We start from the raw sequence: 14338 nt of genomic DNA on the forward strand, positions 1-14338 counted from the left end.
CCGAAATACATTTCAGTATTCCGGCCCCGATTCATTTCATTCAATTTCCTTTATTTCAGGTTAATATCAAAGTGTACCAATTGTACAAATTCTTCAATACGCTCAGTAATATCGTTTGCTGAAATTTCACGAAGTTTGGCAGTGCCAAATTTTTCTACGCAAAAACTGGCCAATGCCGAACCAATAATAATTGCCGTTTTCATATTTTCAAATGAAATATCTTTTGTTTTGGCTAAGTGACCAATAAAGCCACCAGCAAAAGTATCGCCGGCACCGGTTGGGTCAAACACTTCCTCTAACGGCAATGCAGGAGCAAAGAAAACTTTGTTATCATGAAACAACAATGCACCATGTTCGCCTTTTTTAATCACTAAAAATTTAGGGCCCATTCTTAAAATGGTGGCTGCAGCTTTTACTAAAGAATATTGACCGCTTAACTGTCGGGCTTCACTATCATTTACCATCAAAACATCTACCATAGCAATGGTTTTTTCCAGCTCTTCCGGCATGGTATCCATCCAAAAATTCATGGTATCCATTACAATGAGTTTTGGCCGTTGGCGTAATTGTTCAATTACACTGCGCTGAACAGATGGTACCAAATTTCCTAACATTAAAAATTCGCAATCCTGATAACTTTTGGGCACTTTGGGTTCAAAATTGGCGAGTACATTTAATTCGGTAATTAATGTATCGCGGCTGTTCATATCCATATGATAACGGCCACTCCAAAAAAAAGATTTTTCCTCTTTTTTAATTTGCACCCCTTCTAAATCAACGCCTCTTGCTTTCAAAGCACTCAATTCCTCTGCCGGAAAATCGCCCCCCACTATAGAAATTTGTTTAACCGGTGTAAAATTAGTGGCACACCAGGCTATATAAGTGGCAGCACCTCCTACTATTTTATCGCTTTTTCCAAAAGGCGTTTCAATGGCATCAAAAGCCATAGAACCGACAACAACTAATGACATAATAAAAAAATTTGATTATCGGGGAGCGAAACTATACAAAATGCAGCAGATATGCCTAATTTTTTACAGCTACAGCATTCAATTAATTTTAATATTCATTCATTGTGCAGCATAATTGAATGCGTACAACCTATTCCAATACCGGACTTAGCCATTTTTCTGCTTCTTCCAACGGCCAGTTTTTACGTTGTGCATAATCTTCCAACTGATCGCGCTGAATTTTGCCAATACCAAAATACTGGCTTTGCGGATGCGAAAAATACCAGCCACAAACTGCTGCTCCCGGATACATTGCCAGTGATTCGGTTAATTGTATGCCGGTTGTTTCAGTAGCATTGAGCAAAGCAAACAACTTATATTTTTCGGTATGGTCGGGGCAGGCAGGATAACCCGGTGCCGGGCGAATACCCTGGTATTTTTCATGAATTAAATCATCATTGCTCAGCTGTTCATTAGAAGCATAACCCCAATAGTTGGTTCTAACTTTATAATGCAAACATTCTGCAAAAGCTTCAGCCAGTCTGTCGGCCAATGCCTGTAACATGATCTTATTATAATCATCGTATTGCTGCTCAAACTTTTTAATATGTTTTTCAATACCATGAATGGCAACGGCAAATGCACCTATATAATCATTTGCTTCATTGATTGAATTGGCAGGTTTTACGAAGTCGGCCAATGATAAGTTGGGCTGATCGGCAGCTTTTTTTACCTGTTGACGCAAGCATTCTAACCGGTAGGTTTCATTACCATGCTGCACCAACAGGGTATCGTTATGGCTACCGGCTTTATAAAACCCAATGGTGCCTTTTGCTGTAAGCCATTTTTCCTGAATAATTTTATCTAATAAGGCATTGGCATCTTTATACAATTTTGAAGCTTCTACGCCCACCACTTCATCGGTTAAAATATCCGGAAAGTTTCCGTGCATTTCCCATGCGATAAAAAAGGGTTTCCAATCAATAAAAGGCCTTAATTCATTTAAAGGAAAATCATCAAAAACTTTATTGCCTATAAATTTTGGAGTAATAGCAGTATAATTGTTCCAATCTATTTTGGTTTTATGTGTCAGCGCTTCCTGATAGCTGATGTATTGTTTTACGGGCTTTTTATTTAAGAATGATTCACGTAATTTATGGTACTCAGCAGCAGTTTGTTGTAAAAAAGCATCTTTTTGTTCTGCACTTAATAAAGCGCCTGCTACTGTTACACTTCTGGAAGCATCTAACACATGCACTACGCCATTTGGATATTCCTGTGCAATTTTAACGGCAGTATGTATGCGTGAAGTAGTGGCACCTCCAATCAGCAATGGCTGCTGCATATTGCGGCGTTTCATTTCTTTGGCTACATGCACCATTTCATCGAGTGAAGGAGTGATTAATCCACTCAAACCAATAATATCTACCTTTTCTTTAATAGCGGTATCTAAAATTTTATCGGTGGGCACCATCACGCCTAAGTCAATTACATCATAACCATTACAGCCCAATACCACACCTACAATATTTTTACCAATATCGTGTACATCACCTTTTACAGTGGCCAGCAATATTTTTGCCGCACCTGCTGCTTCTGTATTTTCGGTGCCTGCTGCCAAATGTGCCTGTTTACGAACTTCCTTCTCCGCTTCAATATAAGGCGTTAATATGGCCACACTTTTTTTCATTACTCTGGCACTTTTAACCACCTGTGGTAAAAACATTTTACCGGCGCCAAATAAATCGCCCACTACATTCATGCCATCCATTAAAGGGCCTTCAATTACATCTAAAGGCTGCGAATATTGTAAGCGAGCCTCTTCAGTATCTACATCAATATAATCGGTAATGCCGTTTACAAGTGCATGTTTCAGGCGTTCTTCAACAGGGGCATTGCGCCAGGCTTCATCTTTAACAATTGTTTTCCCTTTACTTTTTACAGTTTCGGCATAAGCAATCAAGGCTTCGGTAGCCTGGTTGTTGTCATTATTCCGGTTCAGTACCACATCTTCACATAACTGTCTTAATGTAGGTTCAATTTCATCGTACACAGCTAATTGCCCTGCATTGACGATACCCATATCCATACCTGCCTGAATAGCATAATACAGGAATACGGCATGTATGGCTTCGCGTACTACATCATTACCTCTAAAAGAAAATGACACATTAGATACACCGCCACTCACCTTAGCCATTGGCATCAGTTGTTTTATTTGCCGGGTAGCTTCTATAAAATCTACTGCATAATTATTGTGTTCCTCAATACCGGTAGCAATGGCGAAAATATTTGGATCGAAAATGATATCCTGAGGCTGGTAATGCACTTTTTCTGTAAGAATTTGATAACCACGTTTACAAATTTCTACTTTGCGTTGCAGGGTATCGGCCTGGCCTGCTTCATCAAAAGCCATGACCACCACTGCTGCACCAAATGATTTACAAATGATGGCCTGTTCAATAAATTTTTCTTCTCCCTCTTTCAGGGAGATAGAATTGACGATGCATTTTCCCTGTACACATTTTAAGCCTGCTTCAATAATTGCAAACTTAGATGAATCGATCATGATGGGAATTTTGGCAATATCGGGTTCTGCCTGTAACAGGTTTAAAAATGTTGTCATGGCTAATACGCCATCTAACATGGCATCATCCATATTTACATCCAACACCTGCGCACCATTTTCAACCTGTTGCCGGGCAACAGAAAGCGCTTCTTCAAATTTATTTTCGCGAATAAGCCGGGCAAATTTTTTTGAACCGGTTACATTGGTACGCTCTCCAATATTCACAAAATTGGTTTCGGGTCGCACCACTAAGGGTTCCAGTCCTGCTAAACGCAAATAAGGATGTATTACAATTAGCTCACTCATAACAATAATTTACACTTAGTATAGGATTATACAATTTCATTTTCAACAACAGGTAACGGCCTCGGCTTTATATTTTTTACATTATTGGCAATATGTTTTATGTGTTCAGGCGTGGTACCACAGCAACCTCCAACAATGTTTACATAGCCCTGTTTTGCCCATTCTTCAATAAAATGTGCCGTTTCGTGAGGTTGTTCATCGTATTCGCCCATGGCATTAGGCAAGCCGGCATTGGGATAGGCAGAGGTGTATGCGGCAGCAATTTGCGATAACTCTTCAATATGGCTGCGCATTTCTGCTGCACCCAATGCACAATTTAAACCAACACTTAAGGGTTGTGCATGCATAACAGAGGTATAAAACGCCTCGAGTGTTTGTCCGCTTAAAGTGCGCCCACTGGCATCGGTAATGGTACCGCTGATCATAATGGGCAGTTCCGGTTGCTGATGGTCGCGAAAATATTTTTTAATGGCAAATATGGCCGCTTTAGCATTCAGGGTATCGAAAATGGTTTCAATCAGCAATACATCTACGCCGCCATGTACCAAACCTTTTACCTGTTCGTAGTAGGCTTGCATTACCTCATCAAAGGTAACAGCACGAAAACCTGGATTATTGACATCGGGCGAAAGGCTGAGTGTTTTGTTCAGCGGCCCCATGGCACCGGCAACAAAGCGCGGTTTATCGGGATTTTTGGCGGTAAACTCATTGGCTACAGAGCGGGCACATTTTGCGGCTGCAACATTCAGTTCATAAGCCAGCGCTTCCATTTTATAATCCGCCATGGCAATGGCCGTACTGCTGAACGTATTGGTTTCAATAATATCTGCACCGGCTTCCAGGTATTGGCGGTGTATATTTTTAATAATCTCGGGTTGGGTAATACACAACAAATCATTATTTCCCTTAACATCTACCGGCCAGTCTTTAAATCTTTCGCCCCGGTAATCGGCCTCCTGTAATTGATGCCGTTGTATCATAGTACCCATGGCTCCATCGATGATTAATATGCGTTCCTGTAAACATTCTTTAATTGATTTCATTTTTGTATCTGTTTTTTTTTGATACCCGGATAAATATTGTTATAAAGTTTTGCGTGCTGTGCACATGCCATTTTATAACAAACTTTACTTCGATGGTGGAATGTTTGTTGCGGAGCGGTTTGGCTGAGCAGTGTTTTGAACGATGCAGTGTGCGACGCAACGGCAGTTCAATAGCCTTACTGCAGCCGGTAACATAAAAATTTTGAACTGTTGAACGATTGAGTTACTGTGAAGAAAATGCAGCAGCTTTTACCGTTTATTAGTTCAATTTGCACAGGCCGAACAATAAACAAATCCACCTGAAGTGCTGCAAAGTTAAGGTAAGTAAGCGGGAAAAAATACAAACAAATGTTAGTAGCAATAGATTATTGACAGGTGCAATTGAATTGAATGGCTACTTTTTTGGCTACCCTGTCGGCATGAATGTTAAAATCGCTCAAAACCAATATAAACCTGGCTTTGGCAATAATTTTATTGTCTGCCACTTCTATGGTACCGGGAACGGTGATGGGTTTTGTAATGCCATGCAGCGTTAAATTACCCTGTACGGTAACAGGATATATTCCGTTTTTCGAAAAATTAACGGATTGGATATTGGTGATATTGCCTTTATAATCGGAACGCGGATAGGTATTGCTTTGCAGATAATCGCTGTTGAAATGATCCTGCATTTCGGCATATTGAAAAAAGAAACTTTTGATTAACAGACTAAAAGTGATTTGTCCGTTAGTAGTGATACGGCTGGCTACTTCATTATTCACAGCACTTACATCATCATCATTGGTGGCTACAAAACTAATTTGCCCGTTACGGGTAACAAACGATTTTTGTGCCTGAAGGCAGGAAACACTTAAAACGCAGAAAAGGAATAGAAGAGAAAGTTTAGTATACATGAAGCGATGATTTTATACTATTTTATGAATTGTTTTCAGATGGCTGTAATTGATTGAAACATCTATTCTACTAAAATGCCATTGTTCATTACCACATTCATATCGGGGATATAGCCGGTACAAATGCCCTTAAAGTGAACAGAATCGCCAACTTTAATATTAGCAGGCTTATTTTTAAAGGTACAATTAATGGTTACCATTGAATCGGCGGTATTAAAATCGATAACGGTTTGGCCTTGCTGATTGGTAGCAATTTGTGCAATTCGACCTGTTAATTCAATGGCTTTATCTAAATATAGCTGATTGGCCTGTTGTTCATTGTCTTTAAACGCATGATATAATTGTTCTGCAGTAAGGGTTACTGCTTTTTCTTTAGCAACATTTCTGTGTGGTTTATTATACACATACACTACAAAACCGGTAGCAGCAATGGCTACTACTACTACCAGAATTAAAAAATATTTCAATGTTTTTTTCATGTGTGTATTCAATTTTTGTACAACTGCTGAATTGTATTATTTTTTTATATACAACCAACAGATGACTTAAATGTTGTACCAATATGCTACCAAAGTGTAATTACCTAAAAATAATGAGCTGTAAATTTTTAAAAAAATTATTGTACTACCTTCAGCTAACCTTTAACATATTGTTGTATGGGTAAGCGATTGGCTAAGCTGCGGGCCAAAGTCATTTCATCGGCATATTCCAACTCTCCGCCAAAAGCAATGCCACGGGCAATGGTAGTAATTTTACAGGGCAGGTGCTGTATTTTTTTTTGGATATAATAAATGGTGGTATCGCCCTGAATGGTGGGGTTTAATGCAAAAATCAACTCTTCGGTATGTTCGGTTTCCAAGCGGTGCACCAATGGCTGTATGGTAAGCTGATCGGGGCCAACCCCATCTAACGGCGATATAATGCCGCCTAACACATGATACGTTCCGTTAAACTGTTGTGTGGTTTCAATAGCTATTACATCGCGAATATTTTCTACTACACATATAACCCCGGCGTTGCGCATAGAATTGGCACAAATGCTGCAAATATCGCCATCACTGATATTGAAGCAGCGTTGGCAAAATTTTATTTCGCGGCGCATTTTGGCAATGGTATTGGCAAAAACGGTTACCTCATTCTCGTTTTGTTTTAATAAATGCAGAACTAAGCGTAAGGCAGTTTTTTTGCCTATGCCGGGTAATTTGGCAAATTGCGCCACTGCATTTTCTAATAAACCGGAAGGTAACTGCATGGCGCAAAGATAAAGTTTTGCAGTAAGGAACACATTTTGTTGAAGCGTAAAAACAAAAATGGCATTTACAAATTCAACTCATACTCATTATCCCAATTATTTTTCAGCACAATTTTTTTATCGAGATCGAATACAATTTCAGGTTGCAGGTGTTTTTTAAAATTACCGGTATCCCAAATGCCATTTTGGTTGGTATCGTAAAGAATACGCAAATCATAATCGCCGGGGCGGTATAATTTTCTGTAAATTTCTTTTGAAGTAATGGGGATTGATTCAGCGATGGTATTGTTTTGTAACATTTGTAACACCGGATGTTTGGCCAAATCGAGATGATTGAAACGTATGCGCAGCGAGCCGTAATCTGATTCGTTTTTAGTGGTGAAGCGAATGGTATCGGTCTTGGCTAATTGCAGGTGGTTGGTATCAACCGCCGCATCTTTTTGAAGCAGCAATACAAAATGTTCAGCCTCTTTCCAAGAATAAGTAATACTACAAATGGTTTTGGTACTATCTAACTGAACAGTATAACCTTTTACAGGTTTAAACAAGGTATCTAACAACTCCACTGCCGCAGTGTTGAGCGTATCTAAAGGTGTATTGAATTTAATTTGAAGTGCCGGGTTTAATAAATCCTGTTTACCATTGTCGAAGTTAATGCTAAAGCGCAGCCGCTTCTGCTCTTCATTCCGTTCTTTGTTTTTGCTGAGTTTAGCAGCAGGTGGCACATTGGGTTTAGCTGTTTTTTCTTTTTTCTTTGCTGCCTCAAATGCATAGAAAGTAACCATAGGTGTATGCGTACCTACAGCAATATTTGAATCGAGAAAAGCAAACATTTTGGTTGAATCATCATAACGTTTACTGTAATCATCGGGCAATACATAGGCTGCAAATGTTTTGGCAGGTAAAAAATGAAATACAAAATTGCCGTTGCCACTTACACGAGCATAGTATTTAGGTGCATCTTTTACCACGGCTGTATCGTTCAAATTTTCATGCAAAACCACAATTAGGGTTGAATCGGTTTTTCCGGTCTCGGCCAGTAATACTTTGCCTCTGAAACTAAACGTATCTAAATGATTACCGGTTGAGAATACATAAATAAAATTTTTAAGAATATTTCCTTCATTTACATCGCGAATAGCATTTCCAAAATTGATGGAATAGGTAGTATTGGGATGGAGTGTATCTTTTAATTTAATGGTTACATTTTTCAAATGATTTTCAATAATGGGGGTACTTTTAGGGTTGGGGGAAACAATTAAATTTTTTTGTACATCTTTTACATCTATATATTCATCGAAAGTTAGCAGAATTTTATTGGTATTAAAATACAACATAGAATCATCGGGTACGGCGGTTACCAAATGAGGTGGAATGGTATCTCTTGGGCCGCCAGATGGTGGAATAATATTAGCACATCCCGTAAAAGTAAAGGGAATAAACAAGGCAGCTATGAAGAAATATCCAATTATTTTTTGCATGTAATTATTGTTTTATACAACGAAATGGCAGTGAACCGGCAAGCGCAAACTTACGCTTAGAAATGGGTAAAGCCGATTAACAGAACTATAAAATCTATGTTTCCTCTTCATTCAGCTCGTGTAAAGCAATGGCTAATTGATTATCTTTCACAAAATTACACCAATGACAGTCAGTGCTGCCGCAGCCGGTATAAAAATCATGTGCCTGAATTTTTTCCCATACGGTGGTAATTTGTTGTTTTACGGTGGTTACATCTTCGGGTTCAATCACCAGTTTTTGTTTGATGTAATTGTTTTTTTTATCAGGCTCAACAAAATCGAATTCTGTACTAACCACTTCCCAATTTTTGGTGGCATCGTTATCTACCAGAATTTTATAAAAAACGGCTTGTCGCCAGTAATCGCCACCCAATTCGTTTTTATCGTTCGGGGGTAATAATTTTGTTTGCGCTTTTTCATAATCGCCGGTTTTATAATCTACCACATTTACATATTTCCCATCAAATTCTAATTTATCTAATTTTCCTTTTAACGGTACCCCATTGATGACAATATTTTTGATGGTATGTTCTACTACTACAATTTTATGCCAGGTTAAAATATGTTCCTGATAATAGTTGCTTAATACAATTTGGCCGTATTCTAACCGGCGTTCAAACTGCTCTTTAGTAAAGCTTTCGCGATGGCGGTGCATGTACCATTCAAAATCGGAAATAAATTCTTCCAATGGAGGGAATTGGTTATTGGGATCTTCCTTCATTTTTTTAAACAATTTTTCCAGTGCATAGTGAACCGCTGAACCAAATTCGGTTGATTCATTTTTAGGTGAAGGAATTCGAATTAAATTTTTATAATAAAACTCCAGCGGACATTTTAAATAATTATTCAATGCCGTAACATTCATTACAAATTTTTCGAGCAGGCGATTGATCACATCGGTTTCTAATTTATCAATTTCAGGTGCAGCAGTATTGGCAAAACTAAGCGCCTGAAAATCGGCGATAGTTGCCGCATCCAAGGTTTTCTTTTCAATGGTTACACCATTGTGCTCCATCATTTCGGCAATAAACATAGAAGGTTCAAGGTATTTGCCATCATTTTTAAATGCCGCATAGCTTACCGTTAAATATTGTTCTGCCCGGGTAAGTGCTACATAAAATAAGCGGCGCAATTCTTCTTCCTCTTTATGCTTAGGAGTAGAAGCAAAAAGGGTATCGGGAAAACTATACCCATCACTTTGTTTGCGCTTTTTTTCCCAGAAAGATGCATTACAACCTGCAAAAAATACATAAGTAAACTCCAGCCCTTTAGAACCGTGCGCTGTTAAAAAGTTAACGCCTTTATCGTTTCCGTTCACCTGTACTAAGGGCAATGGAATTTTTTCGCTTTGCATTAATTGAATGAGAGATACAAATTCTTTTAGTGATAAAAAAGGATTGCGGCGGGTTTCTTCTTTCACAAAATCGAATAAAGCGGTGAGTACCTGCAATGCATAAAACTTATCGGGTTGCTGCATGATGTGTTGTATAATACCTGTTTCAGAAATTACTTTTTCAAATAAATGTTGCAGGGTAACATTGGGTACAGCAGCAATCAGTTTTTCGATGATGAAAGAAGCTTCTTTTAAAGCAGGAAGCAGTGATTCAGTAAATAAATCTTTGGCAGGTGCATTGGCTTTATCGTATAATAATTTTCGGATGGATGTTTTTTTTGTAGTGTATTTCAAATCGGCCACTTCAACAGAGAGTGCTGCAATTTCAATGGGTGGAATTTGAAACCAGTTAAAATGCAAAATTTCAAATAACATTTCATCGCCCCCATAAGGTGCATCGTGTTCAGCAGCTAAATACTCTAATAGCAAGAGTATTTTTTTTGCTAAAGGAATGGTGAAAATATTGACATGCTTTTTGGTAAAAACAGGAATATTTTTAACAGTGCAATATTTAGCCAGTTCTTCTCCAAATTTATGTTCTTTATAAATTATCGCAATCTTTCCGGGTGCAATTCCTTGTTGTAAAAGGGCCTCAATTTGAAGTGTAATGCCTATCATTTCTGCCTGTTGATTATCGTATTCCTGCACAACTGGCGGTTGCTTCATTTCACTAATATGAGGATTAGCGGCAGATAACTCTTTTGATAACCCTTCCATGTGTTTTACCAAACGCTCTTCATTGCGATCAATCACAGATTTAGCAGTATTCAAAATAGGTTGAATGGAACGATAATTTTTTGTGAGCACAATCTTTTCTAAACTATTTTGGTATTGTTGTGCAAACGTGAACATGTTTTCGATATTAGCACCCTGAAAACGGTAAATACTTTGATCATCATCGCCCACCACAAAAACATTGGGTTCTTCCCAATAATTAATGAGCAATTGTACCAGCTTATTCTGTGTACCGCTGGTATCCTGGTATTCATCTACCAAAATATATAAAAACTGCTCCTGATATTTTAACAATAAACCCGGGTTTTGTTCAAATGCCTGAATTACCCAGTTAATCATATCATCAAAATCGTAGCGGTTGTTTTGTTTCATCATTGCCTGAAAACGGTCAAATTCCTGCACGGCAGCACGGAGTTTTTCCATTTTTTCTTTTTCTTCGTGTATTTGTTTTTCTTTTAAATCGCCCGGATTATTACGGCCGGTTTTTCTTTTATAAATAAATTCTTCACGATTGGGCAAATCATTCAAATAAGCATCAATAGCAGAAAGGATATATTCAGGTGTCCACCCTTCTTTTTTCATGGTGCTGAATAATTTCTGCAGGTTTTCTATTTCAAAATATACATCACCCCTGTAACGTTTGAGCGGATGATTCTTGGGAAAAGTATCAATGAGTTGTTTAAGCAATGCAGTAAGCTCCAAATCAGAAATTGGATCGAGTACTGTTTTTTCGAACATGGAGAGATTTTCCTGAATAATATCATTACAAAAGGCATGGAAGGTATAAATGTTCACTTTATAAGCATCGGGCCCAATAAAACTCATGAGGCGTTTACGCATGGCAACAACACCGGCATCAGTATAAGTTAAGCAAAGAATATTTTCGGGCAGTGTATCGGTTTCCAACAAAATTTTTCCTATTCGTGCCGATAAAATTTGTGTTTTCCCTGTGCCAGGCCCGGCAATGACCATTACAGGGCCTTCTATTTGATCTACCGCTTTCTTTTGCTCATCATTTAATTGTTGGTATATTTTTTGAAAATCTTCATTGAGTTGCATATAGGTAGTAGTTTTTACATTAATTATGTTCATTTAAAATTTATTGCTAACAAACAAATGTTATGCTATTTATTATGCATATTGTTTTGGATACTATGATGCATCAATTTCTTTTTCAATTAAACGGTATTTATCTTTCACATTTTCACCTGAATAGAAGTCCAGCAAATCTTTTTTAGTTAATGTTCCCTGACTTAAAAACCGTTTTAAATATTCTTGATTAAACTCCATTAAAAGGATTGATTTTTCAAGTTGTTTCAATATTGTTTTGTTATTGTCAATGTTATTCTGAACGAGTGATTTAATTGTCAAAACTTCATTGATGTCTTTGATAATGCGGTTTACCATCATTGCCAAAACATCTTTATCCAATTCAATTTCCTTAGCATTTAAGGCAATATCTCTTGCAAGCATATAAGCAATTGCCAAATTACTATAATCTCCTTTTTGTGAATTAATGATTGCAATGAAACCAATTCCCGGGATGTAACCGACATTCTCAACGTTCTTTAGAATAGAGTTATCAACTAACGAAACATCAAACACAATCAAACTTACTTTACTATCTCTGTTGGCTTGTGCTTCAATTAATTGGCTCCAAGCGGTGGGAGAATTTCGGGTAAAAATATCTTTGCTCTCAATATCTCCTAAACGAACACTTTTATCAAACTTACATTCAATGGCAATTTTTAAATCAGGTGTTCCGTGCACTTCACAAATAATATCTCCTGTTTTATTCTTAGGAAGATTCCCCGCTGAATTTCCGGTTAAAAACGCTCTGTCTTTCAAGCGTTTTTCTGAAAAGTATTGATTTAAAAATTCTGCAATTTCATCTTCTGCTAATATTCCTTTGATAGTTGATTTATAGAAAAGTTCTTTCTTCATTTCAAAAATCATCTTCAAACTTTCTAGTTCTGTTCCTAGTTCGTTAGATGTTTTTGAAAGAAACGAGGAAATACGGTCTTCCATTAAAGCCAAAACACCTATGTAAATTACTCTCAGCAATTTTTCATCTCTTTCACTCGCAGGAAGATTATCAAAATAGCTGAAAACGATTTGATTTTCGATTTCAAATTCTTTGACTTCGATTCGTTTGAGTTGTTGGTTAATTTTTATTGTTGGCATAATAAGTTCTTAGTTTATCAAATGCTTCTTTTATTTTAACAGGAATGTCATTTTCAGAATTTATAAACCTTTGCAAAAAATCTGCTGATTTAGCCCCCTTTGAAGGCATTCTCTTAAGTGAATCGTAATCAATATTTTTTTTGCACTTCGTTTTTATTCCTTTTTTAAGAATTGGATAGAATTTTTCGTAATCGTTACACCTAGTTTTTTTACAACTGCATTTTTCCAATCTTTAATTTCTTTTATACTAAATTCTAATACCCCTTGATAATAGTCATTAAGGATATTTAACCAAATTTCGTCACTGATTGAATCTTCAATATCTTGCTCACCTACAAAAAACATATTCTCGGTAATTGCTGTTTTTCCAATTTCAAAGCTCATATCATTGTCAAATAAATACAACACTATCCGCTATCTTTATTTCTTTATCTGTAAAGCCGTACCCGTCTTTCAGGATTTGTTTGTTTGTGATTTTCAAAATTTCATCAATGCTTTTTTTGTCTCGCATCATTTTATCAATGGTAGCAAGTAATTCAGCATTTTCAGTTTGATATGGGAGCAGTATTTTTTCTGCTTTGCTTGGCATTAATTCCAATACTCCACCACCATAACTACGACCAACGATTTTTGAAAAAGCCAATGAAAGTGAATTGTAAAAACTGGCTATGAATGTGTTTTTAATCGTATCTTTTTTCATAAACACACGGTGCATTGTGTCCGTTGCGTAGGCTTTTGCTTCGTTCAGGATTAAACGAGGATATAAATTGTTTCTGCTAATAAATAAAGCATCTGACAACTTTATTGAAGGGATTACAAACCAATTGTCACGGATGCCTGTTTTGTAGCCTTTGTTTACGCCCATTGATTCACCTAAACGAATGTAAGAGTTGGCTCCTTTGTGTCCGTTGATTTTCTCTTTTGGTGGGAATACCAATAAATGAATGTTGACATTTAGTGTCAAATATAATACTTTAGTTAAAACAGGCATCCTAAAAATTAATAATGGCTTTTCATTAAAATGAAAATAAACTTTCATATACTGACTAAAATCATATTTATTCCTGACAAAAACTGACAAAAATCATATTTACAGATAATTTCAAAAAGTACTTTTACACCGTCCTTAAATGCAAATAAGGTGAAAAAAATAATAGTCATACTGCTTCTCTTTGTTTACTCAGCCAGTGCATTCAGCATTGCTATTAATTCTCACTATTGCCAGGGTCACTTAACAAAAATATCAGTCTTAAATTTTGGTGGGCACAGAGGATGCAATTGCAACCCAAAAGATATGCCGAAGGGATGTTGTAAGGATAAATTGCATTTTACGAAAGTTAATATTCACAAAGGTGCCCAGGTTAACTCTTTATTAGTTGCTGGCATATATTTTGACATTGAGCCTTCTTCTTTATATAGAGCGTATCTCAAAAGTAGTTTCTTAATAATATAATTGTACAAGCTAATTGTACAAATCCGAGAAAATTAGCATC

Annotated in this window: 12 protein-coding genes; 1 reads left to right on the forward strand and 11 read right to left on the reverse strand. The window is 37.0% G+C overall.

Annotated elements, in window-relative coordinates:
- Positions 1-50 precede the first annotated feature (50 nt).
- From JK139_RS12385 to JK139_RS12435, 11 genes are all read right to left on the reverse strand, one after another.
- Positions 51-971: a PfkB family carbohydrate kinase gene (locus tag JK139_RS12385; protein ID WP_074418468.1), complete on the reverse strand. Its 921-nt coding sequence runs from the start codon at positions 969-971 to the stop codon at positions 51-53.
- Between the two features lie 130 nt (positions 972-1101).
- Positions 1102-3825 carry a methionine synthase gene (gene metH / locus JK139_RS12390; protein WP_074418469.1) on the reverse strand — a complete coding sequence of 908 codons (2724 nt, stop codon included), beginning with the start codon at positions 3823-3825 and terminating at the stop codon, positions 1102-1104.
- A 26-nt stretch (positions 3826-3851) separates the two neighbouring features.
- Complete coding sequence (locus JK139_RS12395; protein WP_074420894.1) at positions 3852-4868, reverse strand: homocysteine S-methyltransferase family protein; 1017 nt, start codon at positions 4866-4868, stop codon at positions 3852-3854.
- Positions 4869-5233: 365 nt separating this feature from the next.
- Complete coding sequence (locus JK139_RS12400; RefSeq protein ID WP_074420895.1) at positions 5234-5761, reverse strand: YceI family protein; 528 nt, start codon at positions 5759-5761, stop codon at positions 5234-5236.
- 62 nt (positions 5762-5823) lie between these two features.
- Positions 5824-6240 (reverse strand): OB-fold protein, encoded by a 417-nt coding sequence (locus JK139_RS12405; RefSeq protein WP_074420896.1) that lies wholly within the window; start codon positions 6238-6240, stop codon positions 5824-5826.
- Between the two features lie 155 nt (positions 6241-6395).
- Positions 6396-7013 (reverse strand): recombination mediator RecR, encoded by a 618-nt coding sequence (gene recR / locus JK139_RS12410; RefSeq protein ID WP_074417417.1) that lies wholly within the window; start codon positions 7011-7013, stop codon positions 6396-6398.
- A gap of 65 nt (positions 7014-7078) precedes the next feature.
- Positions 7079-8494: an Ig-like domain-containing protein gene (locus JK139_RS12415; RefSeq protein ID WP_074420897.1), complete on the reverse strand. Its 1416-nt coding sequence runs from the start codon at positions 8492-8494 to the stop codon at positions 7079-7081.
- Between the two features lie 94 nt (positions 8495-8588).
- A complete protein-coding gene (locus JK139_RS12420; protein WP_074420898.1) occupies positions 8589-11753 on the reverse strand; it encodes an ATP-dependent helicase in 3165 nt (1054 codons plus the stop codon).
- A 60-nt stretch (positions 11754-11813) separates the two neighbouring features.
- On the reverse strand, positions 11814-12845 hold the full coding sequence (locus tag JK139_RS12425; protein WP_218331403.1) for a hypothetical protein: 1032 nt from the start codon (positions 12843-12845) through the stop codon (positions 11814-11816).
- Between the two features lie 153 nt (positions 12846-12998).
- Positions 12999-13229 carry a hypothetical protein gene (locus JK139_RS12430; protein ID WP_074420900.1) on the reverse strand — a complete coding sequence of 77 codons (231 nt, stop codon included), beginning with the start codon at positions 13227-13229 and terminating at the stop codon, positions 12999-13001.
- Positions 13230-13236: 7 nt separating this feature from the next.
- On the reverse strand, positions 13237-13884 hold the full coding sequence (locus JK139_RS12435; RefSeq protein ID WP_218331404.1) for a hypothetical protein: 648 nt from the start codon (positions 13882-13884) through the stop codon (positions 13237-13239).
- A gap of 102 nt (positions 13885-13986) precedes the next feature.
- Between JK139_RS12435 and JK139_RS15950 the strand changes: the two genes are divergently transcribed.
- Positions 13987-14298 carry an HYC_CC_PP family protein gene (locus JK139_RS15950; protein WP_449555711.1) on the forward strand — a complete coding sequence of 104 codons (312 nt, stop codon included), beginning with the start codon at positions 13987-13989 and terminating at the stop codon, positions 14296-14298.
- The last annotated feature ends 40 nt before the right edge of the window (positions 14299-14338 follow it).

Origin of the sequence: Hydrotalea lipotrueae, assembly GCF_019249625.1 — a bacterium.
Lineage (GTDB): Bacteria > Bacteroidota > Bacteroidia > Chitinophagales > Chitinophagaceae > Hydrotalea > Hydrotalea flava.